General features: G+C 41.7%; 21 protein-coding genes. 11 read left to right on the top strand and 10 right to left on the bottom strand.

Annotated elements, in window-relative coordinates; translation table 11 throughout:
- The first annotated feature begins 115 nt into the window (after positions 1–115).
- Positions 116–610, top strand: a complete 495-nt coding sequence (locus ACXADE_RS17180; RefSeq protein WP_474981643.1) for a sigma-70 family RNA polymerase sigma factor — start codon at positions 116–118, stop codon at positions 608–610.
- 33 nt (positions 611–643) lie between these two features.
- On the opposite strand, the gene ACXADE_RS17175 is transcribed toward ACXADE_RS17180, so the two are convergent.
- Positions 644–1,024 (bottom strand): hypothetical protein, encoded by a 381-nt coding sequence (locus ACXADE_RS17175; protein WP_474981642.1) that lies wholly within the window; start codon positions 1,022–1,024, stop codon positions 644–646.
- A 157-nt stretch (positions 1,025–1,181) separates the two neighbouring features.
- Between ACXADE_RS17175 and ACXADE_RS17170 the strand changes: the two genes are divergently transcribed.
- Positions 1,182–1,679 (top strand): VanZ family protein, encoded by a 498-nt coding sequence (locus tag ACXADE_RS17170; protein ID WP_474981641.1) that lies wholly within the window; start codon positions 1,182–1,184, stop codon positions 1,677–1,679.
- Between the two features lie 17 nt (positions 1,680–1,696).
- On the opposite strand, the gene thrB is transcribed toward ACXADE_RS17170, so the two are convergent.
- From thrB to ACXADE_RS17155, 3 genes are read right to left on the bottom strand one after another with little or no spacing between them, the layout of a single operon-like run.
- Positions 1,697–2,608, bottom strand: a complete 912-nt coding sequence (thrB, locus tag ACXADE_RS17165; RefSeq protein ID WP_474981640.1) for a homoserine kinase — start codon at positions 2,606–2,608, stop codon at positions 1,697–1,699.
- The gene (thrC, locus tag ACXADE_RS17160) at positions 2,605–3,660 is read right to left on the bottom strand and encodes a threonine synthase (RefSeq protein WP_474981639.1); all 1,056 of its coding nucleotides are present in this window, start codon (positions 3,658–3,660) and stop codon (positions 2,605–2,607) included. The genes thrB and thrC overlap by 4 nt, the downstream gene beginning before the upstream one ends.
- 1 nt (position 3,661) lies before the next feature.
- The gene (locus ACXADE_RS17155; RefSeq protein WP_474981638.1) at positions 3,662–4,954 is read right to left on the bottom strand and encodes a homoserine dehydrogenase; all 1,293 of its coding nucleotides are present in this window, start codon (positions 4,952–4,954) and stop codon (positions 3,662–3,664) included.
- Between the two features lie 1,168 nt (positions 4,955–6,122).
- Between ACXADE_RS17155 and ACXADE_RS17150 the strand changes: the two genes are divergently transcribed.
- From ACXADE_RS17150 to ACXADE_RS17125, 6 genes are all read left to right on the top strand, one after another.
- Positions 6,123–7,829, top strand: coding sequence for a phospho-sugar mutase (locus ACXADE_RS17150; RefSeq protein ID WP_474981637.1), 1,707 nt, complete (start codon positions 6,123–6,125; stop codon positions 7,827–7,829).
- A 160-nt stretch (positions 7,830–7,989) separates the two neighbouring features.
- On the top strand, positions 7,990–8,445 hold the full coding sequence (locus tag ACXADE_RS17145; protein WP_474981636.1) for an IDEAL domain-containing protein: 456 nt from the start codon (positions 7,990–7,992) through the stop codon (positions 8,443–8,445).
- 261 nt (positions 8,446–8,706) lie between these two features.
- Entirely contained in the window at positions 8,707–8,844 is a 138-nt protein-coding gene (locus ACXADE_RS17140) for an anti-repressor SinI family protein (RefSeq protein ID WP_474981635.1), read from the top strand.
- Between the two features lie 79 nt (positions 8,845–8,923).
- Entirely contained in the window at positions 8,924–10,111 is a 1,188-nt protein-coding gene (locus tag ACXADE_RS17135) for an AraC family transcriptional regulator (RefSeq protein WP_474981634.1), read from the top strand.
- Positions 10,112–10,311: 200 nt separating this feature from the next.
- Complete coding sequence (locus ACXADE_RS17130) at positions 10,312–10,545, top strand: helix-turn-helix domain-containing protein (RefSeq protein WP_474981633.1); 234 nt, start codon at positions 10,312–10,314, stop codon at positions 10,543–10,545.
- 23 nt (positions 10,546–10,568) lie between these two features.
- On the top strand, positions 10,569–11,144 hold the full coding sequence (locus ACXADE_RS17125) for a hypothetical protein (protein WP_474981632.1): 576 nt from the start codon (positions 10,569–10,571) through the stop codon (positions 11,142–11,144).
- A gap of 430 nt (positions 11,145–11,574) precedes the next feature.
- Here ACXADE_RS17125 and ACXADE_RS17120 read toward each other — a convergent pair whose 3' ends face one another.
- The 3 genes from ACXADE_RS17120 to ACXADE_RS17110 are packed head-to-tail and all read right to left on the bottom strand — an operon-like array spanning position 11,575 to position 14,418.
- Positions 11,575–13,026 carry an ArnT family glycosyltransferase gene (locus ACXADE_RS17120; protein WP_474981631.1) on the bottom strand — a complete coding sequence of 484 codons (1,452 nt, stop codon included), beginning with the start codon at positions 13,024–13,026 and terminating at the stop codon, positions 11,575–11,577.
- Complete coding sequence (locus ACXADE_RS17115) at positions 13,011–13,397, bottom strand: GtrA family protein (RefSeq protein ID WP_474982262.1); 387 nt, start codon at positions 13,395–13,397, stop codon at positions 13,011–13,013. The genes ACXADE_RS17120 and ACXADE_RS17115 overlap by 16 nt, the downstream gene beginning before the upstream one ends.
- A gap of 22 nt (positions 13,398–13,419) precedes the next feature.
- Positions 13,420–14,418 (bottom strand): glycosyltransferase family 2 protein, encoded by a 999-nt coding sequence (locus ACXADE_RS17110; RefSeq protein ID WP_474981630.1) that lies wholly within the window; start codon positions 14,416–14,418, stop codon positions 13,420–13,422.
- A gap of 302 nt (positions 14,419–14,720) precedes the next feature.
- Between ACXADE_RS17110 and ACXADE_RS17105 the strand changes: the two genes are divergently transcribed.
- Together ACXADE_RS17105 and ACXADE_RS17100 are read left to right on the top strand one after the other, a co-directional pair.
- Positions 14,721–15,803 (top strand): glycosyltransferase family 4 protein, encoded by a 1,083-nt coding sequence (locus tag ACXADE_RS17105; RefSeq protein WP_474981629.1) that lies wholly within the window; start codon positions 14,721–14,723, stop codon positions 15,801–15,803.
- A gap of 141 nt (positions 15,804–15,944) precedes the next feature.
- Positions 15,945–17,272 (top strand): IS3 family transposase gene (locus ACXADE_RS17100; RefSeq protein ID WP_474979588.1). Its coding sequence is split into 2 segments (ribosomal slippage): positions 15,945–16,317 and positions 16,317–17,272, totalling 1,329 coding nucleotides; the frame shifts between segments, so codons are not numbered across the junction.
- A gap of 59 nt (positions 17,273–17,331) precedes the next feature.
- Here ACXADE_RS17100 and ACXADE_RS17095 read toward each other — a convergent pair.
- Both ACXADE_RS17095 and ACXADE_RS17090 read right to left on the bottom strand, forming a co-directional pair.
- Positions 17,332–18,096, bottom strand: a complete 765-nt coding sequence (locus ACXADE_RS17095) for a PIG-L deacetylase family protein (protein ID WP_474981628.1) — start codon at positions 18,094–18,096, stop codon at positions 17,332–17,334.
- Between the two features lie 144 nt (positions 18,097–18,240).
- Positions 18,241–19,257: a GNAT family N-acetyltransferase gene (locus ACXADE_RS17090; RefSeq protein WP_474981627.1), complete on the bottom strand. Its 1,017-nt coding sequence runs from the start codon at positions 19,255–19,257 to the stop codon at positions 18,241–18,243.
- 207 nt (positions 19,258–19,464) lie between these two features.
- Between ACXADE_RS17090 and murJ the strand changes: the two genes are divergently transcribed.
- Positions 19,465–20,988, top strand: coding sequence for a murein biosynthesis integral membrane protein MurJ (gene murJ, locus ACXADE_RS17085; protein WP_474981626.1), 1,524 nt, complete (start codon positions 19,465–19,467; stop codon positions 20,986–20,988).
- Between the two features lie 653 nt (positions 20,989–21,641).
- Here the strand turns inward: murJ and ACXADE_RS17080 are convergent.
- A complete protein-coding gene (locus ACXADE_RS17080) occupies positions 21,642–22,703 on the bottom strand; it encodes a glycosyltransferase family 4 protein (RefSeq protein ID WP_474981625.1) in 1,062 nt (353 codons plus the stop codon).
- Between the last annotated feature and the right edge of the window lie 23 nt (positions 22,704–22,726).

The following is a 22,726-nucleotide window of genomic DNA, read 5'->3' as shown; positions in this document are numbered from 1 at the left end:
GAGAAGTGAAAATTCGACTTTCTCCTGACAAAAATTGAAAAATTGGCAGAATCATGACACCAAAATCTTGTTTTCTATCGATTATAGTATGAAGGCATTTTTTGGGAGGTGTGTCATGGTCACCGATGAAAAGTTCGAAAAACTCGTAGCTGAAAGTGAAGATTTGATCCATTATCACATTCATAAATTGAACATCAGAGATGGAAATGGAGATTTTTATGCAGAAGGTCTATTCGCCTTATGGAATGCTTACCGCACCTATGACCCCGATGCAGGGACGTTGAAATCATACATTCATTGGAAGGTTCGTAACGCCTTAATTGATAAAATCCGTAAAGACTCGAAAACCTTCGAGCGTGAGGAACGAATCATCGAGCAGATGGTAAAGGAGGGTAAAGACCGATGGGAGGATCACATTACCGATGAACGGTTATGGAATCAGGTAAAAAAGGAACTAACAGTCAATCAATGGAAGTGGGTCTACCATTTCATCGTCATGGACCGGTCAATCACACAGATCGCCCGTCTGGAGAACGTCACTCAGGATGCGGTGAAAAACTGGGGCCGCCATGCGAGAAAAAAGTTAATGGAAATAGGTCCCCTCATATAAAAAAGCCCCGGAGAGCTCCCCGAGACTTTCTCTTTATTTATTAATCGTGATGTTGATTTTATTCAATCCAAGGGCACGCGCGGCCTTGATCATTCGAGCAGCTTCCTGCTCCGCATCCTGGATCTGTACATCGTTTCTTGAAATGCTCAGTGTCGTCCCGCCAGACAGCATTGTCGCATCCTCTGATGTTACTTGATCTTCTCTAATGGAAATGAAAGATTGCGGCTGTTCCTCAATCATATCCTCCTGACGCATACGATTGACGCGTCCGCGGATTTTACGACCGTGGTAAACGACGCTCGCGTACGGGCATCCCGTCTCAGCAGCGATTTCTCGGTAGTTTTTATCTGTCTCGCCGATCAGGCGTTTCACTTCGCTGAGATCATAGTCGTATTGTTTGCTCTTCTTCGCCATTTCGAATCCCCCTTTTTATTTTCTAGTAACATTGTATACAAGTTTCACCCATAATAATAGTATGAGTTATAAATTCTTTAAATCTTTTAAATTTACTTGCAGTTCATGTAAACTATTTGGTATGTCAAAAGAAAGATATTAGGAAAGTGTGAGATTAATGTTAAAAAAATTAGCATATGTTTTGTTACCCGTAAGTGTGATGGGGTTAATATTTTTATTTTCTTCCCAGCCTTATGAGCAGCAAGACCTGCGACCTACGATGAACCTTTATATGAATGTGGAATGGTTAACGTCGTTCTTGTCGCCGATTGAATTCACGTACCACGGCGAGACGGTGAATATCGAGAGCTACGGAGCCGACGGAATGCTCGAATTTTTCATCCGAAAAGGAGCCCATCTCTTCGTGTTTTTTCTATTGATGGTCACGACATTTCTCGCCTTTCACCATAACACGGCATGGGGGCTGAAAGGAAAACTTATCGTTTCCTATATCACCACCGTCTGTTATGCATGCTTCGACGAATATCATCAGTCGCTCACCCCGAATCGTACACCATATGCCGGCGATGTTGTCATCGACAGCATCGGAGGGATGATCGCATTGTTGACGATCCTCATTTATTATTGGAAAAAGAAAAAGCGAACCAGCCGGTAAAGTGCTGGTTCGCTTCGTTATTGTTCGGAAGCTAGAACGAATGTTTCTGCCCCTTTGATATTCACATGAAGCGGCTCGATTTGGTAATCTTTCAAATCCTGAGTCAGGCGCTCCTGCCTGTCTTCATCCCATTTTTCAAAAAGCGCCACGGTCGTTGGACCTGCCCCGCTGATATAATGGCCGAGGGATTCTTCTTTTTCCAAAATTTCCTGGAAGGAAGGGAATCCAGGGATGAGGACTTGCCTGTATGGCTCGTGCCAGCGGTCGCGCTGCATCATTTTGCCGGCGAGCTGCCAATTTTTCGTTGCAATCGCTGCAATAAGGACATTTGCGCTGCCACTGTTATTGACCGCAGCCTTATAGTCGATTTCCAAGGGAAGAAGCCCGCGGGCTTTTTCCGTTTCTAAATGGTACGCAGGGATGATCGCAAGCCATGTGAGCCGTTCCATCCCTTCTGTAAAATGGACATAATCCAAATGTTCCCCGTCATAATTGGAAACCATAATCCCTCCAAAAATCGCCGGGCCAACATTGTCTGGGTGTCCTTCGATTTCACAGGCGATTTTAAACTTTTCATAACGGCTTAAGCCTAGGTGGAGGAGGTGATCAGCCAGTTCAATACCTCCGACGACGGCTGTTGAAGAACTGCCCAACCCGCGTGCGATGGGGACATCATTCGTCAATGTCACGTGGGTCGGGGGAAGTTCCTGATACCCCATTGCTTCTGCAGTGAACAGGGCTGTTTTATAGATCAGATTGCTTTGATCTGAAGGAATATAGGGCTGGTCTTCTTCCGGTACGGAAAAAAACCAGGCATCTGCCGGCTGGCAGTCCAATGTCACGAATTTTGAGAGTGCAATGCCTACGGAATCAAACCCAGGCCCGAGATTCGCAGACGTTGCAGGCACTCGGATTTGGAAGCGGCTCATGACTGGACACCCGTGACATGGGATGCGAACAACTGGTAATCATTTGCGATGCGTGTCGGTTTGACCGGACTTTGATCAATCGCTGTGTTCGGGTCCTTGAGACCGTTTCCTGTCAGGACATGAACGACTTTTGCCCCTTGAGGAATCGTTCCGTCCTTCACTTTCTTGATCATCCCTGCTATGGAAGCACAGGAGGCTGGTTCAGCGAACACACCCTCTTTTTCAGCTAAATATTGATAGGCTTGTACGATTTCTTCATCGGTTACTTCATCGATCAAACCGTTCGACTCATCACGTGCACTCAAAGCCTGATTCCAGCTTGCCGGGTTACCGATCCGAATCGCTGTCGCGAGCGTTTCTGGATCTTCGATGACCTGATTTCTCACGATAGCCGCAGACCCACTGGCTTCAAAGCCCATCATTTTCGGCAGGCCTGACTGGTGTCGTTCATGGTATTCTTTGAATCCTTTCCAGTACGCTGTAATGTTGCCGGCATTACCGACCGGGATGCTTAGGATATCCGGAGCGGACCCGAGGGCGTCACATACTTCAAAAGCCGCCGTTTTCTGCCCTTCGATCCGGTAAGGATTCACAGAGTTCACGAGTGTCACAGGCTCATGTTCAGCGAGTTTACGGACCATTCGAAGGGCATCATCGAAATTTCCTTTAATGGCAAAAATCTCTGCTCCATACATGACGGCCTGTGCCAGTTTCCCTTCCGCAATTTTCCCATCCGGAATGACGACGATACACCGGAGACCCGCTCGTGCAGCGAAGGCAGCAGCAGAAGCGGATGTATTCCCGGTCGACGCGCAGATGACAGCCTCAGATCCTTCCTCGATGGCTTTGGCCATTGCCATCACCATGCCGCGGTCTTTGAATGAACCGGTCGGATTCGCTCCCTCAATTTTTACATAGCCTTCAATCCCAAGGTCCTGGGAAATGGAAGGGATGGGAAGGAGAGGGGTATTCCCCTCATGCAGCGTCAACTTCGGTGTTTTTTCCGTAACAGGTAAAAACTCCCCATACTCTTGAATCAATCCACGCCACATGTCAGTTTCCTCCTTCTACACGGAATATGCTGTCGATGCTTCGAACCGATGCGAGCGATTCGATGTCCTGTACGGCTTTTTCAAAATCTTCTTCACTGACCTGATGGGTCACCATCATCAATTCACGCTCGCCATCTTTGTCTGTGGAACGCTGGGTGAACTGATCGAAGGAAAGGTCATATTGTGCAAAAATGTTCGTCAATTCGTTCAGCATGCCCGGTTTATCATCGACATGAAGGCGGATATATTTCTTCGTCAGCTGTTCTTTCTTCGTTTTCACCTGTTTAGGGAACTGTGGCTGTACATAGGCCGTACCTGTCGTCCCGAGACGGATGTTTTTGAGAACCGCAATCAAATCGGAGACAACAGCTGTAGCTGTCGGCAATTTCCCAGCTCCTGGTCCGTAGAACATCGTCTCACCTACGGCATCCCCGTATACATACACTGCATTGAATTCATCATTAACAGAGGAAAGCGGGTGCTGGATGGGCAGCAGGGTCGGCTCCACACTGACAGAAACCCCTGTGTGATCGTTCTCAGCAATACCGATCAACTTGATGCGGTACCCAAGCTCCTCTGCGTACGTAATATCGTCGGAAGAAATTCCGCGGATCCCTTTGATATCTACATCCTCCAGGCTGTAGGGCATGGAGAAGCCTAGAATGGAAAGAATTGTCATTTTTCTTGCAGCATCCAGACCGTCTACATCAGCGGTTGGATCTGCTTCCGCAAAACCAAGATCCTGGGCTTCTTTCAAGACGCTATCAAAGTCCACACCATCCTGAGCCATTTTCGTCATAATATAGTTCGTTGTTCCATTGACGATTCCCATCATTTTCGTAATGCGGTCGGAGGATAGTCCGTCCATGATCGAGCGGATGATTGGAATTCCGCCCGCAACACTCGCCTCATAATAAAGGTCGCAGTTATGCTTTTGACACGCTTCAAAAAGCTGCTCCCCATGCTGGGCAACGAGGTCTTTGTTCGCCGTGACGATATGTTTTCCGTGTTCAATCGCTTCTAATAATATAGGAAGCGTGTGATCGATTCCTCCCATCACCTCTACGATGACATCAATCTCCGGATCCCTCGTAATCTCTTCATACTGATCCGTCAACTGGGTATCAGCCGGTATCTCCCTGGGCTTGGACATGTCACTGACAAGCACAGACTTAATCGTGACATCACACCCTGTCTTATGTTCAATGCGTTCCTTATGATCGCGGAGAATCTCTATGACTCCACTTCCGACCGTCCCTAGTCCCAGTAGTCCTACGGTAATGGTATTATTCATCGTTCACACTCCTTGTCTACTTGAAATAAACATTATTCTTTGTATAAAGGACATTGTAACGGAAAGGAAATTGAAGCACAAGACCGAATTATCCGACGATTCAACTTCCATATTATGTATGACCTGGCACCCCAGTTTTTGGAAGGGGATCCTTGCTCGGTTTTACCAATAGATCAGTCGTTTAAAGAAATATCTATAAAGGAGAAAAATGGTGATGTTTATTAACTTTTACATTAATTTAATAATATTTCTAAAAATTTGATTTTAAGGTATGTTCACTTATTAAAAGGGCTTTTTATTATGAGATTCACATGAGAAAACGGGTTTTAAAAATAAATTATTGTAAAAAATTGAAGATCTGCTCAATTGGTGAAATATAGTATATATTGACTAATAATGGAAGGTACTTTATAACTAAATGGAACCTATTGAAGGAGGTGAGCTGAAACAGTGTTGATGTATGCACAGGCAGGAGTAGAGGAGTCGTTACATTTAATGAAGTGCATGGAAAGTTGTGATGAGTTTGTCAGATCGCTTATGAAAGAGTGGAGACTGTACGGAAGTGAGGAAGAATTCATTAGAGAGGGTAGAGCCACTGTGTACCGCATTCATCGAGAACAGAGTGAGTCTGAAAATTGTGAGACGACGGTAATAAACATACTTGAAGCCATAAAAACGGACCTTCGTAAAACCTTCCCCACCGATCAATAGTTCACCAAATCACCAACAAAGACCGCTGGCATCTTCTGCAGCGGTCTTTTGTATGCGTGCAAAAACAGGATGACAACCAAGAGGACCAGGTCATACAGAATTTCCCACACAATAATATCACTCCTTTCGCTCATTTCCGCAACGAAATATGGGGTGGAAATAAATGGCGTACCAGGTCATACAAATATTTCCACACTATAACCGATGTAAAAAAATGATACAATATAATTAGTAGATACATAGAGTTGGAAATTCTACGACATGAAGGGGAAATGAAAAAGAATCGGCCATAAATATGCAAAAAAACAGGATTTTTTACAAAAGATGGCGAATGAAAAGAACTAGAGAAGAACGAGTTGGAAATAGCACCAGTTTCTTATGTCGCCAGCCAAAATTCCGCTCAAAATGACTTCCCTCTAATGAACAAAGTAAAAATAATCACCAAGGAGTGTTGTGCATGTGGAAAAATGATTACAATCGTTGGAAAGAATTTACCGAACTGGATGCAGACCTTGCATCCAAGCTGGACGAACTAACATCAGATGAACAATCTTTGGAAGATGCTTTCTATAAAAACCTGGAGTTCGGAACCGGCGGAATGCGTGGGAAACTCGGACCAGGAACGAACCGCATGAACATCTACATGGTGAGAAAAGCAGCAGAAGGACTTGCTACTTATGTGAATGATCAGGGCCTCTCCAATCGTGGGGTAGCCATCGCTTATGATTCCCGCTATATGTCCAGGGAGTTCGCGGTGGAAACGGCACGGGTCCTCGGCCATCATGGCATTCCTTCGTATGTCTTCACATCGTTAAGGCCGACTCCTGAATTGTCTTTTGCTGTCCGTCATTTGAACGCAGCAGGGGGCGTTGTGGTTACAGCAAGTCACAACCCGCCTGAATATAACGGGTTTAAGGCTTACAATGAAGATGGAGGCCAGCTCCCACCTGAGCAGGCGGAGATTATGATTGATTTCGTCAACAAGGTGGAAAACGAATTGCAAGTGGAAGCGGCTGAGCAACAGGAGCTTGAAGAAAAAGGACTGTTGCGCTGGATTGGTGAGGAAGTGGACGCCGCTTACCTGGAAGCACTTAAAGGGGTAACCGTTCAGTCTGACATTAAAAAAGATCTTTCCCTTGTCTTCACACCTCTGCACGGGACAGCGCGTGACCTCGTGGAAAAAGGGCTAGAGCAGAGTGGTTTTACTTCCATTCATATCGTCGAAGAACAAGCAAAACCGGACCCTGAATTTTCGACAGTCGCATCCCCGAACCCGGAGGAGCACCAGGCGTTCGAAATGGCGATTGAACAAGGGAAAGCGATTGGTGCAGATTTGCTAATGGCTACAGACCCTGATGCTGACCGCCTTGGAGTTGCCGTTCCTAATGAAAACGGGGAATACGTCGTGCTTACGGGAAATCAGACCGGTGCACTTTTGCTCGATTATATTCTTGGCCAATCGGAACAGCTTCCGAAGAACGGCATGCTCATTAAAACCATCGTAACTTCTGAATTCGGCCGCGTCATTGCGAACGCCTACGGTATTCGTTCGCTCGATACATTGACCGGCTTCAAATTCATCGGAGAGAAAATCCGGGAGTACGAACAAACAGGAGAGCATACATTCATGTTCGGCTATGAAGAAAGTTACGGCTATCTTGTTAAAGATTTCGCACGGGACAAGGATGCTGTGCAAGCAGCAGTCCTGGCAGCAGAAGTCGGAGCCCATTGGAAGAACCAGGGCAAAACGCTGCTTCATGCTCTGGATGAATTGTATGAAAAGCATGGGTACTTCCTGGAGGACCTCCAGTCCATGAAACTGGAAGGAAAGTCAGGAGCAGATCAAATCCGTGCCATCATGGATGACTTCCGTAATGCGGAAATCAAAGAAGCGGGTGGCAAAAAAGTCGTCGCTGTCGAAGATTATGCCACGACGATCCGTAAACATGTCCAAGAAGGTACAGAAGAAGAAATCGACCTTCCGACATCAAATGTCGTCAAATTCATCCTCGAGGACGATTGCTGGTTCTGCCTGCGTCCATCAGGCACAGAGCCAAAAATTAAGTTTTATTACGGTGTGAAATCCAATACACGAAAAGAAAGTGAAGAGCTCCTGAAAGCTGTAAAAGCAACCGTTAACGAACGCTTGCATGCCTTGATTTAATACCAGAAACCCTCCATCCGTCAGAACGGGATGGAGGGTTTTTCTGTTAGAAATTCCATTCGGCGCCCCTTCTTTGTAAATCGCTTTCATTTTGTTGACAAATGCGCGATAATAGAATAAAATACTGAAAATTCAGATTTAATAAAAAAGGGGTGGGCCCATGTTGAACATAAAGATGCTTAAACCATACTATGTTAAAGAAGACAAACGCTTCATTCGAGTCGTTCTCGCCTACCAGTACTTTTCGCTGTTCATCGACAATGAGTTGTATCAATTCATTCCTATGGAATCAAGAGAAATAATAATCGACCGCAATCGCCAGCGGGTGCACAACGTTTTCGATATATTCGTGTTTCAAAGAGGCAAGAAAATGGTCTATGTTTCTGTCTCCGATCTGCTGCAACTCCCGGAGTTCATCACGCACCTTCATTCGATTGTGTCGCCGTATTATGAAGAGGGGATCGAAATCAGTCAGCAATCATCTAAAGAAGTGAAAGAAATCATCCGCGAATTAGAGAAAAACAACCTTCGACGCCTCATCGACCGGGCGATCGATCAAAATGACGAAGAAACTTTTCGTCTTCTTACTGAAAAATGGAATAACATGTATACGTAAAGCCAGGTATGTTCCAAAAATACCTGGCTTTTTTCTGTACTTTATTCTACAAAAAAATACAATAACTTTATGAAAAGTCTGAAAATTTATATGTAAAATGTGAAAAAATAATGAGTTTTGTTAAAAAGTATCTCCCTGCTATCCATTATAATAGTACCTAGAAGAACATCGAAAAGGAGCTGAGAACTCAGAATCACGGGTAACACCGAGCTGGGAGCTCATCCACACCATCACACAGAACAAATTAGGGAGGTTAACCGGATGGAGCCACTGCCTAGGGAATATATGTTGGATGATGAGTGGATTGCACTAATAAAAGAAGCGAAAGACTTAGGGTTAAGCACGGAAGAGGTCAAACGCTTTTTACAATTGAACCAAAAAGATAAGAATACGGTCTGACACCCTTTACTTGAAAGGGTGTTCTTTTTTTGACATGATAGATGATGAGTAAAAAGATGTAGTGAAAAGAGGGGCCTTTATGACGAAATATCAAGTGATTAACCTGTTAAAGGATTGTTCGATTGCCCTACACATCCCGGTCATACTGATCAACGATCGCAATCAACTGGCCTATCACTTTCCGGACAGTTTTCAAAAACCGCCGGAAGTATTAAGAGATTTACATAAGAGTTACATCAACGAAAGCAGAAAGCGTCCATATGTTATCCAACTTTTCACGGATCCCTATGACCAGCACCTCTTCCTTTACCCTATGGAAGTGGAAGGGAATCAATATATCTTAGGAATCGGACCTTTTCTACAACAGGATATGCTAAGGAAACATATAAAAATGAATTTGATTATGAACGACCTCGATTCAAAATTTGAAGATCAGTTTGTTCAGTATTTTGAACAATTACCAACATTCAATCAAGTTCAGATTCAGTCGATCAAACGGTTGCTAAACCAACTATTACCCAAGAAAGAAAAAAAATACCGCCAGGGTTTTGAAGAACAACAAATTACTAAACAATACCAAAAATTTACACAGTCGGTTCAATCATACCCTGAAATCATTGCTACAAAACAGGATTTTATTGAGTTATTTAAAAAGGGAGAGGAGCAGGCTCTCGAAGAGTATCAAACATATAGAGGAAAAGTACTTGCAAATCCTGATGAAAGAATGTTTAAAAACCAGTTGATTAGACTAGTGGCAGAATTAGGCTATATTTGTATTGAAAAAGGCTGTCATCAAAATGAAGTCGATTCGCTTTGTGACTTTTATATTAATTTCCTTGAGACCAAAGAAAGCATGGAAGATTTGAAGTCATTGGAGCTTAATATTCTGCAGTCTTTTCTTGATCGCATACGGAAAGTGGAAGAGCAGCCTTTTCATTCTCCGCTCGTTGAAAGAACTCAAAAATACATTTTCCAAAACCTTACGAGTGACCTTTCTTTGAAAGATATCGCAGCGACGTTGAAGGTGAATCCGAATTACTTATCAGGGGTCTTTGCAAAAGAAAAAGGGGTTTCCATTTCCCATTTCATAAATCAACAGAGGATAAAAGAAGCGAAAGAACTGCTTTGTATCACTCATCACTCTTTGATGGATATCAGCATGCTGCTTGGTTACAACAGCCAGAGCTACTTCACACGGGTCTTCAAAAGTATTGAAGGCATGGGGCCAAAAGAGTTCAGGCAGAAATATAAAATGAATGAAGAATAAGAACCGGAGCCTATGCTCCGGTTTTTTTTATGTAAAACTTTAAAACGAATAAATGCGTGTATTTTCAAGATATTAGTAGAAGGATACTGCGGTATGTTCTTAATAATGATATTTAACTGTTTCTTTTTGAGAACTTAAAGTTTATAATATTCTTTATAGAGAACGAAAATTCAGGATTAGAAGGTGAGGGGAAAACCGTAATGACACCTATTGGGGAAAAAATTCGTGTGCTTCGTGTTGGAAAAGGCTTTTCTGTAAATGAATTCGCTAAGAAATCGGGCGTTTCAAAGTCTTACATCAGTAATATTGAAAGAGGAGTCCAAAAGAATCCATCCTTGATTATTATGGGGAAACTGGCCAGGACATTGGATGTACCCTTGGAAGAATTATTAACACATAAGTACGCTGATCAGAATGATAAGGGTATTAAGTAATTCGTAAAACGAGGAGGGCGGGCGTGAAAAATAAAACGATGTTCAGACGTGAAGCTGCATATAAGAATGTCAGGGCAGATATCCTTCCACCTCTGCCTTGTGTGAAAGAACGGCAAATAATTGAATTGAGTGAGGTGGTTGATCAATACTCTCAATTGAAAAGAAAGCCAGGATGGACCATTCATGCTGATCGTGGAAAGGTCTATGCGGCTGATCGTGGAAGACGTGTCCCTTATGAAGAATTAATGGCAGGGGTTATTGGCGACGAGTCTCCATTATCTTATTTGCAGGCGGCTGTCTGCTACCATCACCTTATGGAATATAGCGACCTTAAAACGGATGTGTTTTCTCAAGCAATTGTAGATGATGAATACATTTCCACCCTGGATTTGTTCGGCAGCTGGAATTTCGAAAAAAGCCTAAGAAGCTTCAATCCTATTTTCTTCTATGATTCTCTTCAACACCCAGCAGTCATATTCTTCACATACCATCAGGAAGGGATTCAAGTCATACAGAAGCATATCCACCGGTTCGATTATAGAAGCTACAAATTGAAAATTCTTCAACGTACGTGGGCCACTATTTCTAAATCTGGATAAACCCGGTGATAGCATCCCGGGTTTTCTTACGTATACCATACATAAAAATGAATAGTATATTTGTCTTTTCAAAAAATAGGAAATGGGCTATGATATAAGAATCATTTACTATTTTCGTCATATTTCCCCGGAAATAAATGAATCTTTGAAACTTTTATTATTTTATGTCGTCTAATTTACTAGAAACAGTATAAGCCGTCAGAAAAAGTCGTTTAGGGACGAACGTTTAAGTAAATAGAAGATTAATTGATTATTTAGGAAAAGGTGGGTAGCATGGATAATTTACAAGAGGTCTTACAGAACATCATTAAGCGCACCGAAAACTCGGAATTGCTATCATCAAAAGAAGTGATTGATCAGCTGATTGAGCACTTACAACAATAGTAGAATGATGAAAAAGATAGTTAAAACAAAAATCCCTTCCATCCATTTAAGATGAAAGGGACTTTTTTGTTTTCCGAAGCTGGAAGATAAGATAATGTCCAAAGCTTTGAATAATGATGATACTTGGTATACTCACGAATCGATAGCGCGTCTGGATTTCAATTGCCAAATGAATCATCGCATATCCTACAACAAAGAGGGTGAACCACAAGGCATTAAGATAATAGTAGTTAGAGTCTTTTTGATCTGATAATACGTTCCAGGATAATGCTCCAAGACTGAGAAGTCCGAGAATGAAGTGAATGGTGAATAATACCTTTTCTGCTTCATACATCAGGTTTTTTATTCGTTCACTTTCTCCTTGATAACTCCAATAGATGGATGAGTCATTGCCACTCCACATTATTTCAAATTTATCTAGGAAGAGAGGGAGGAGAGCTGATTTATCAGAAAGTCTTTCTTCTATGATCTGTTCTTCCTTTTTGATTCTTTCGTCCAGGGCGAGACCTTTCAGACTTTTTGAATCTTCGTTAGAATATTGCCCCGTGGTTTCTTGGTTTAATCCTAAGACAAATTTCCATTTAGGATCTCTATTTTCCAGTGGATAATCAGAAATGCCGGCAGCCATCAGAGCTTGACTCGAGAGAGTGAGAGTCAATAAATAGACGGCTAAGATCCCTGCAAACTTCAACGTTGCTGACCATCTTTTAGGTTTTCTAAAGTTAAATAGGTAGATCACGAGTATAAAGAACCCGGTAGCCAGCAGTATTAATGATCCCACAGGTCTTATAATGTGACCAAGGGCGAAGAGTAGTCCAATGAAAATCCAGGCGGAACGGGATTTTTCAAAGCGTTTAAGTAATAAAAGAACACCGCTGTAAAAAAACAACGTAGATAAAATCTGATTGGTTAAAACGGATGTCATTATAATAGCAGGAATATAGATAGTATAGGCAGCTCCTGCCAACCTTCCTGTTTTTTCATTGAAGATGTAGCGGGCGCATTCATAAATGACCCATACGATACCGGTGCTATATAAGACATTTAATAGCTTCAATATGAACGTTTCGTTTCCGAACACAGCGATAACGAATGCTTCATACATAACAAAGCCCAATTGGTATACCCATTTGGTGAAGTAGGCATTATCCGCATAGCTGAAATTACCGTCAACGGTGGCAACTGCCGCGTTGTGAAGCATTAAGAAGTCTGATGTCGGTTCAGTTGGTGCATAAATAATCCAAACTAGTCTGATGATAAACGCAGTTGGTAATAACAGGAGTAAGAATTTCCGCCCTTTAAAGGGGAGGAGGCTTACCAAGTAAAGGGTACTTAAAGTAAGAGGGACCAGGACGAGAAGGAACAGAATTTCTGTTCCGCTGAAGATTTCTCTAACCTTTAGTAAATTAAAGTAGGTTCCTCCACCGAAATAAAAGAGACCAAATGTGAAGATAACAAGAACGCAAAAGATTTGTGAGATTTTTAAGATTTTGGCCATGAAGCATTTTCCCTTTCTCCAACAGGTTGCTTAAATATGAAAAATTTACTAGCCATGTAGTTGAAAACTACGACAAGTACATTAGCAAGAATTTTTGCCAGCAGGTCATCCTGATTCATGATGTCCACTAAAACAATCATAACCCCTAAGTCTAAAAACAGTGATAAGACTCTCGCCCCGAGAAAAGGGAGAATTTCTTTAGAACTTGAATTTTCACTGCGGAAGACATAGAGTTTATTTGTGATGAAGGCAAATAAAACGGCTACTGCCCATGCTAAGGCAGTAGCAACACGGTAATCACTAAATAAAGAGAAGCCATAGTAAGAGATGATATTGACAAGGGTGGTCAATCCACCGAATAGCAAGTACAGAAAAATCTCAGTAAGTTGCTTCTTATTTCTCATAATAATCCATTTCCTTTACTTTGTACTCTGCACTTGGTGCGGATGGATAAATACGAGACTTATCTCCATTGTATTCATTCACAAAGTATAATGGTCGGCGCTTTGTCTCATTGAAGACGCGGCCTAAATATTCTCCAATAATTCCAAGAACAATCAGTTGGATACCACCGATGAATAAAATGGCAGTCATGAGTGAAGGATATCCTGCCACTGGCTCTCCGAAGATGAGAGTTTTGGATATAATCCAGATCATATAGATGAACGCGAACATAGAAACGGCAACTCCAACTAGAGATGAAATCCTCAATGGAGCAGTGGTGAATGATGTGACACCTTCGATAGCTAAATCTACCAGTTTTCCGTAATTCCATTTCGTTTCTCCGGATATACGGGGATCCCTGTCGAATAGGATTTCTTTTTTATTGAACCCAACCCAGCTGAACATTCCTTTAGTGTATCGCTGCGACTCTCTTAATTGCTTAATGGCTTCAATACATCTTCTGTCCAACAGTCGGAAATCTCCTGTATCTTCCTGAATAGGTACTTGACTCATCCTTTTCAATACACGGTAGAAAATATGAGAGGTGGTCTTTTTGAACCACGTTTCCCCGGAACGACTTTTTCGTTTAGCGTAAACATCGTCATACCCCTGTTCCCAGTAATAAATCATATCCGGTATGAGTTCGGGCGGGTCTTGTAAATCTGCATCAAGGATAATAACAGCATCCCCTTCCGCATGATCTAATCCCGCAATCATGGCTGTCTCTTTCCCGAAGTTTCTGGAAAGGTCCACATAGGAGATCCCTGGATCGTTATCTCGTAGTTCCTTAATAATAGACATTGTCTGATCGCTGCTTCCATCATTGACGAATAGAATTTCAAATCTATAATCAGGAACTGATGCAAGGACTTCTTCCAGTCTTTTATTCAAGTGATGAAGAACATCTTCTTCATTGTAAGCGGGAACTAAAATTGTAATAAGTTTCAAATATACCAAATCCCTTTAGCTATTAATATAGTTATAATGCCATTTTATTATCATACAAAAAATGCCTTTAGGTTACAAACACTTTTTATAGTCCGGCGGGCTCATGTTAACGTGGGCAGTTCATAGTTTTCCTTTTCTATTTGTAATGCTATGATAAAAAAGTGAATGCCAACCGATAGTTGAAAAGGAAGCCTTTCAAGAGGCTTCTTGTGCTCAAATTCCTAGTGGGTAAGAAGTTTTCCTATGTTATAATGAATAGCATTGATGACTTCGTTGATATTTAACAATAAGTGAGGATTCTTATGAACATCTATTTAGAAATGACAATAGCAATTCTACTATCTATGATCGTCAGTTATATACTTGTTTTTCCTGTTATGAAACTAGCTGTTAAATGGAAGATGATGGATTATCCTGAGTTGAGGAAAATCCATAAAGAAATTACCCCTCGGATGGGTGGTCTTGCTATATTTGGCGGGGCGGCAGCAGGGGTTATATTCATCCGTCCTGAACTTCCCTACATTATCCCGATATGTATTGGGGCCATCATTATCGTTCTAACCGGATTGCTGGACGACCGTTTTCAAATTCGACCGATATTTAAGCTGGCAGGGCAAGTTTTGACGGCGGCAATTTTAATTTTTTCAGGTTTGAAAATAGACGTACTGAGCATTCCGTTTGTAGGAATGGTTTCTTTTAATGAACCGATCAGCATTATTTTTACGTTTTTATGGATTATAGGGATTACTAATGCGATTAATTTAATCGATGGTCTTGATGGATTGGCCGCAGGTGTTTCTACAATTTCTTTGATCAGTATTGCAGTTATGGCCCTGGCCATCGAACCACAAGTAGCCATTGTTTATTTGTGCGTAGTTCTAATTGGAAGCAACATAGGCTTTCTCTTTCACAATTTCTATCCGGCAAAAATATATATGGGGGACACGGGTTCTCTATTCCTTGGATATTCCATGGCTGTTATATCTATGGTCGGGTTATTTAAAAATGTAACTCTTTTCAGTTTTGTCATTCCAATCATTGTGCTGGCTATACCGGTATTTGATACATTGTTCTCTATTATTCGTAGATTGATAAACAAACAAAAGATCATGATGCCGGATAATAAACACATTCACTATCAAATTCTAGCCGCAGGTTTCAGCCATCGAACGACTGTCTTGATTATTTATGGGTTCAGTGCTGTATTCGGTTTTCTTGCGTTGCTGTTCTCGTTAACTTCTTTTGGAGTATCTCTGATCATTACGTTTGTTCTGCTTTTCCTTCTGCATTTGTTTGCAGAAATGACAGGGGTTGTGTATCGTGGAAAACGACCCGTCATTGACCTATTCTCTAAAAGACGAAAGAGAAAAGAAAAAGGAGAATAAAAAAGCTTGTTGACTTTAAATTGAACTATACCCCGAATAATGGACACTGATAAAAAAGTGCCCTTATTCGGGGTTTTTTGTGTTTCATGACCTCGATTGTCCATTTATAATCGAATTAACTAATGCGAGCGAGGGATAAACATGCCTAAGATTATTTTTACTGAATCACAAAGAAGAGAACTTGAGTCCAACCCAAACATCTTAAGAGTTTCAGATCGATCCATCACCTATTCTCCTGATTTCAAAGTGAAAGCTGTGAAGGAAAACGAGAAAGGGAAAGGACCTCACCAAATCTTTGTCGAACATGGATTCGATCTCTCTATTATTGGTGTTAAAAAGCCAAAACAATGTATAAAGCGCTGGCGAGAAACGTTTCAGAAGTACGGAGAAGATGGGTTTTACACCGAACGCCGAGGGAAAAGTGCGACAGGGCGCCCCTCATCAAAAGAGCTTTCCTCTGAAGATAAGCTGAAGAAAGCAGAAGCGCGCATTGCGTATCTAGAGGCGGAGCTGGACTTCGTAAAAAAGCTCGACGAACTCGAAAGGCAGGCGAAGAAGAACAAGTAACGACATCAGAAAAATTTCAGCTTATTGAACAAATGGTAAGAGATCATAATTTCCCAGAGTTGGTCCAATATTTTTGTGAGTTAGCGGGCGTCAGTCGCTCTGGTTATTATAATTGGTTAAAATCAGAAGGTACCCGCGCAAAAAGAGAGCAGAAAGATGAGGCGGATTACAAGCTGATTAAGAACGTGTATATCCGGAAAAATGGAAAAGTGGGAGCCCTCCAAATCAAAATGATTTTAGAGAACGAAGAGAACGTTGTGATGAACCATAAGCGTATCCGCCGTATTATGAAGAAGTACAGTCTGGTGTGCCGTATTCGGAGATCAAACCCTTATAAGCAAATCGCTCAAGCAACACAAGAGCATAAGACGTGCGAGAATAAATTGGAGCGTCAATTCGATCAACAAGAACCACACAAAGTCCTTCTAACAGATATTACCTATATCTACTATGCGAAAGGGAAGAAAGCTTATTTATCCGTAATTAAAGATGGCGCAACAAGAGAAATACTAGCTTATCATCTTTCAACATCCTTAAAGATGGACATTGTGTACACGACGCTTGATAACTTAATGGAACGCGAAGACTTTATTCCCCACCCAGACTGTCTTATCCATTCCGACCAGGGCGTGCACTATACGCATCCGGAATTCCAAAAGAAAGTCAGTAATCTAGGTTTGGATCAGTCGATGTCCCGTCGCGGTAACTGTTGGGATAATGCCCCGGTGGAGTCCTTCTTCGGGCACATGAAAGATGGGATAGATTTTAAAACATGCACTTCTGTTTTTGAAGTCAAGCAAGCGATTGAAGAATACATGGAGTATTACAATGAAGGTCGATATCAGTGGTCCTTACAAAAAATGACCCCGGTACAATACCGAGGTCACCTACTAGCAGCCTAGCACTTTTTATTAAACTGTCCATTTTTGAGGTTACAGTTCAAATAGTCAACAAGCTTTTTTTATTTGCGGGCTTCGCTCTTCTTATATACCTTTTGTTTGAACTTCAGATTTTTATATAGCGCATAGAGGAGGGTGGCTTCTTTATTTACCTGTTTAAAGTGTTCGCTGTAATTGTACTGGTTTTCTATTTGATCGAATCGTTTGATGAGTTCTTCGGGACTTAATTGAAGGAAAGTCTCCACAGCATCTGGAGAATTAGTGGAAAGCAGTTGGCGTTTAATTTTTTGAAGCGCGAGAAATCCATCAAAATCAATCGTTTGTGATTGGAAAATATCTATGATCTTCTTTTTCCTTTCCATATAAGAGGTGATATCTATAACACAGTTGATCTCTTCCTTTGGGAGGAGGGTATTAATTTCATAAAGGCGGACTTTGATGGCAGGGGCGTCCATTTCTTCTAATAGATCCCGGACAATTCGGGCTGCAGCAATATGATCAGGGTGACAATCGACAAACACGGGGGCATAAATGACATCTGGTTTGACTGATGCTATTTTACCTTTGACCCAATCTTTTGTAGGGGCATCACTTTTTAACTGTCCATCTTTCGCCTTGTAGAAATCAATGGAATGTAAACCTATGAGTCTTTGAACTTCTTTTGCTTCTTTTCTCCGTTTTTCCACGAGTTCTTCTCTGGATCCGGTCGTGTAGCTGCCGGATCCATCTGTTAAAAAGAGGACATGTGTTTGAGCGCCCTCTTCCACATGCTTCATCAGAGTACCTCCTGCCCCTATGGTTTCATCATCCACATGAGGGGCAAGCAACAAGACCCTTTTATCTGTTTCAAGAGAGATGCACGGGAAGATCTGCTTTATAATAGTTGCTGATCATCCGTTCGTTAATTGGTCGAATGATGGGCAAAGCCTTATTCAATAATTTTCGTTTATCCATTTCACGGAGGCTCCTTTTTAAAATGAATCGACGTCTCCTGGAGTGATATACCATTTATGAGGGTCGTTCAGTTCAGTATAATCCATGTTTATTTCCAAACCGACGAGAGGCATCGGGCTATCTTTATGGAAAAAACCTTTCTTTTTCATCACTTGGGCGGCAGAGGTATGGGGGAGTGCCCATGATTGGATAAGATCCACATCGTCAAGTTCGATGATTGCTTTATTCAGTAGCATCTCCCAGGTTTTTGGATCGATGGCAAGCCAGTCGATAATGAGACCGTTCTTAAAAGATTTCTTTTGCTTCTTAAGGACAATGTATCCTTGTAATATTCCTTTCCGGAACGAAGCGAACATTTGGTAGTTATTTGTAGGGTGATCGAAATACCTCCAATTGAGGTAGTCAGCGTCACGCACGACTATGCCTTCTTGGTAATCCTTCATTTTTTCTGCTAGATCGTCAAAGGATTCATTACAGCGTGTGATTTCTTCCAGGTAACTGTCTGAATCAACCTGAGTTTTCTTTCTGAACCTAATGACTAATTTATCCAAAGGCTTGAATGCACGGACTGGTTTAATTTTTTTTGATAACAGGGAGAACGGTCGATGGACAAGCATCCATCTTGGCATATCTGTGAGATGAACAGCATTCGTATAACGGATGAATAGTTCTTTAGCCTTTGGAGCGGGGAAGCCGTAGATGTAATCAATTTCCCTTTTGATGGCTTCTTCTAAAAGGACTTCGTTTAATTTTTTGTAAATGCCTTTGCCCCGGGCTTCAGGGTCCACCATTGTATCCACACGTAAACCAATGACCGACTCTTTTCCTTTTAAATAGGCTTTTGTCAGCCATAAGCTTATATGGCCTAAAATCTTCTGGTCTTCTTCGAAGACGAGAATGAAGGGTTCTTCCTGTTTGGGGTTATGGATGAATTTCCATTCCCATTCATCCAGCGATCGGTCATGGTTAAACGTTTGATTAAATAAAGAGCGAATCTGATGTTCATCGCCTGGTTGGTAGAATCGAACTGACATAGTATTCTTTCCTTTCAATTATGCTTAAAAAAAGAGGTGGAAATATGTTGCAATCCAACGGGGGCGGGGTATGAACCCACACTGTTAAAGTATATCAAAATTCTAAACGGATGCACATGAACCCCTTTTTCTGTATCTGTTCAATTACTGGAAAAGATGCTACGATATTGGTTAGCGTTCATAAAGAAAGAAAAAAGAGGTAGAGAAATGTCTAAACTGAAAAAAACGGCCATATGGATTACTTTACTGGCCCTGGTATTGAAAGTTATCGGTTTTTTACGGGAAAGCATCATGGCAAAAGAGTTCGGGGCTACAGATTATACGGATGGTTTCATCTTGGCTTTTACTTTTGTCACCTTGATGAAAACGTTGATAAAGAATGGATTTAATTCTGTATTTTTGCCGGAATATAAAAGGAATCAGCGGGAGAGTCCTGAAGAAGCCGATCGAAATGCCAATAGTATGCTCAACTATACGATTGTTTTCTTGATGATTATCACAATATCCTGCTATTTCCTAACCCCTTATATCGTTCAAGTTTATGGCTCCATGACAGAAACTACAGAGATGGTTGCAATTCGAATGACTAAAATCTTCTTTTTATTTACGTTGATTATTGGTCTGACTAGTGTTCTTGAGTCTTATCTGCAGGCTGTAAGAAGCTTTGTTCCTAACCAGATTGTTAACTTGTTAGGAACAGTGGTAGCTACTTTATTCATCCTTCTATTTGCAGATGTGTGGGGGATCTATAGTATTGCCTATGGTTTCATAACAGGATTAGCGGTGGGCTTGTTGATTCAGATTTATTACTTATATAAATATGGGTACCGCTGGGCTCTTACTTTTAAGATCAACCCTCAGTTTGCGCGGGCTTTTTTCGTTCTGCTAGTGCCAGCTATCATGCACTCGTCTGTTGGGCATATCAATGTTTTTGTTAATAAAATGTTTGCGTCTGGTACAGTCAGCGGGGCGGTTACTTATTTGAACAATTCATCTTTGCTTATGAGTATCCCGAGTGCCATCTTCCAGACGACCATAGTTGCGATCATATTCACATTAATGTCTGAGCAAAGCGGCAATAAAGAGAAATTCAAAGATACCTTATATATGGGCTATCAGGTGGGATTACTTGCCTTAATGCCACTTGCCATCGGTCTTTGGCTTGTCGGAGAGCAGGCCATATCCTTTATCTTTGAACGTGGGGCTTATACAGCAGAGGACGTTCAAAATACAGTCACAGTCCTTTATATGTACATTCCCTTAATTGTCACCCAAGGCTTGATTATGATACCTATAAAAGGAATGTACGCTCTTGGCGCTACAAAGAAGCTTTTGAAAATAAGTTCAACAACGATTTTATTGAATGCTTTACTGAACTATCTATTTTTAATCCCATTCGGGTATCCAGGTTTAGCACTATCCAGTTCAGTCGTATCCTTATATTATTTAACATTTGTAACTTATGCTATTTATAAAGAAATGCCGAATGGAGAAGCTTCCAGGTTAATAAAGCTTGTTGGAAGAGTAGCTTTGCCAACAGCATTAATGGCTCTTCCCATTCTGCTTATTGAGTTTTTTACACCGATTGAAAAGTTATATTCCCTTATTCAATTGTCCATTCTCGTTCCAATCGGAGCCGTGACATATGTTGTGGGGTTATACCTGTTTTATAGAGAAGGATTTAATAAACTGATCGAGATTGTGCGAAAAAGAAAATCTAAAACTTCATAATTAAAAAGAGGTTCCTGATCAGGAACCTCTTTTTTATATTTGGCTTATTCAACTAAGGCTCCCTTTTCTTGAAGACTTTATTTGGAGGTGTTTGTGCGGTAGTTCGGGGCTGCGGGGGATGACTCGCTTTCCGTGGGAGCGCGGTGAGCTTCCTCAGGCTTACGCCTTGCGGGGTCTCACCAAGCACTCTTTTCCTCGTAGTTATCCGGTTTCTGCGCCTAGCGGCTAGTGAGACTTCCCTCGCTTCTGTACGATAAGTCAACATCGAATCCCTTCGTTCTTCGTGTTTCCTTTATCTCCGCCAGCTCAGTCCAGTCCATACGCCGCTGAACGAGGCGCCTGCACACTTAAGATAGGAGTCTCGCCATCCCCCTCCGCCCCTTGGCTAGATCAGTGTCTCGAAACCCCTTCATGCATAATCAGCAATTCTAGTTGGGGAGATGATAAGGGGCAGTTTCGAAATAATGATCCAACAAGGTTCAATGGTTACATTGTGAAAGTAGATCAACTAAAGTTTTCGACACTTGGAAATAAATTCTCTTTTACCACCCTATCATTTATGGTCCCTTCCATCCGTTGGTGCAAATGTCAACACTGAACTTTAACATTTAACAGAGCCTAATGAATAACAAAGAGCTGGAGGTAGGTGCAGCTCAAATAGATAGACGATCATAGATGTTCTCTAAATTTTTTTCTAATACAGAGAAATCATAGTGTTGGATGGCAGCTTGGTTATGGATGCTGATTTTACTCATCGTTTCAGGATTGAGGGACAGAATCTTATCTACAAAGCCCTCCACATCACCTGGGTCGAACAGATAACCTTCTTCACCATCGTGAATGATATCAGGGATCCCTCCTACCCGGGTGGTGAGGATGACATGTCCTGCTGCCATACCTTCAAGGTTGGATAATCCCAAGGCCTCAAAGTAGGAAGGAAGAAGGAAGAGGTTGGCTCTTTTGTAATGGGTGATCTTTTCTTCTCCTGATAATGAGCCCAGTAGCTCTACATTTAAGTCATGCGTTTGGATCTCTTGACGTAACTTATCTTTGAGGGGCCCGCTTCCCATCAATAAAAACTTCACATCTTTGTGGTCTTTAAGAAGCTTTGCCATTTCGATAATATCAAGCACCCCTTTGTTTTCTCCCAGTTTTCCAACGAAAAGTATGGTTTTCCCACCTTCCGGAGAGGCAGGAGTGACACCTTCAAATTCATCAACGAATATTGCATTCTTTAATACTTCGAATCGACTTTCTTCTATAGCAAATACTGTGCTGAACTTCTTTTTCCAGGTCTCGGAAAGACAGATCAATTTGTCACAAAGTAATAAAGTTGAATGAATTTGACGCTGCTTCTTAGGGAGGGAGGTTTGATAAAACTCCACAAATTTTCCGCTATGGATGTGCAGGGCAACTTTAAAACCAAGCTTTTTGGCGATCCGCACGAAGTAACTGCTTTTAGTAAAGGCACGGTATCCGGCTGTATGGATGTGAATCAGATCAGGTCTTGTTGTTAGTAGAGTTAAAATGAATTTGAATAAAACGATTGCGTTGTAAGCCGCTTTATGAAGCGGTTTATTTTTTTTCGGGAAGATATTGAAAAAGCGAAGCTCATATTTATCACTTTTCATTTCTTTTAATTGTTGTAAAAAGACGGACATGCCTCCAATGGGTGGGGGGAGAGGTCCGACGTGCAACACGGTTCTTTTTTTCATGGGTATGCTCCTGACATTCAAGA

The organism is Halobacillus sp. ABR2_026 (assembly GCF_056158545.1).
This window is presented reverse-complemented; position numbering and strand designations above follow the sequence as displayed.

Coding starts and splice junctions, on each gene's coding strand:
- ACXADE_RS17175 (WP_474981642.1), bottom strand. CDS start 1,024: ATGGCGAAGAAGAGCAAACAATACGACTATGATCTCAGCGAAGTGAAA.
- ACXADE_RS17090 (WP_474981627.1), bottom strand. CDS start 19,257: ATGTCAGTTCGATTCTACCAACCAGGCGATGAACATCAGATTCGCTCT.
- ACXADE_RS17150 (WP_474981637.1), top strand. CDS start 6,123: ATGTGGAAAAATGATTACAATCGTTGGAAAGAATTTACCGAACTGGAT.
- ACXADE_RS17145 (WP_474981636.1), top strand. CDS start 7,990: ATGTTGAACATAAAGATGCTTAAACCATACTATGTTAAAGAAGACAAA.
- ACXADE_RS17130 (WP_474981633.1), top strand. CDS start 10,312: ATGACACCTATTGGGGAAAAAATTCGTGTGCTTCGTGTTGGAAAAGGC.
- ACXADE_RS17180 (WP_474981643.1), top strand. CDS start 116: ATGGTCACCGATGAAAAGTTCGAAAAACTCGTAGCTGAAAGTGAAGAT.
- thrC (WP_474981639.1), bottom strand. CDS start 3,660: ATGTGGCGTGGATTGATTCAAGAGTATGGGGAGTTTTTACCTGTTACG.
- murJ (WP_474981626.1), top strand. CDS start 19,465: ATGTCTAAACTGAAAAAAACGGCCATATGGATTACTTTACTGGCCCTG.
- ACXADE_RS17135 (WP_474981634.1), top strand. CDS start 8,924: ATGACGAAATATCAAGTGATTAACCTGTTAAAGGATTGTTCGATTGCC.
- ACXADE_RS17080 (WP_474981625.1), bottom strand. CDS start 22,703: ATGAAAAAAAGAACCGTGTTGCACGTCGGACCTCTCCCCCCACCCATT.
- ACXADE_RS17140 (WP_474981635.1), top strand. CDS start 8,707: ATGGAGCCACTGCCTAGGGAATATATGTTGGATGATGAGTGGATTGCA.
- ACXADE_RS17155 (WP_474981638.1), bottom strand. CDS start 4,954: ATGAATAATACCATTACCGTAGGACTACTGGGACTAGGGACGGTCGGA.
- thrB (WP_474981640.1), bottom strand. CDS start 2,608: ATGAGCCGCTTCCAAATCCGAGTGCCTGCAACGTCTGCGAATCTCGGG.
- ACXADE_RS17170 (WP_474981641.1), top strand. CDS start 1,182: ATGTTAAAAAAATTAGCATATGTTTTGTTACCCGTAAGTGTGATGGGG.
- ACXADE_RS17105 (WP_474981629.1), top strand. CDS start 14,721: ATGAACATCTATTTAGAAATGACAATAGCAATTCTACTATCTATGATC.
- ACXADE_RS17120 (WP_474981631.1), bottom strand. CDS start 13,026: ATGGCCAAAATCTTAAAAATCTCACAAATCTTTTGCGTTCTTGTTATC.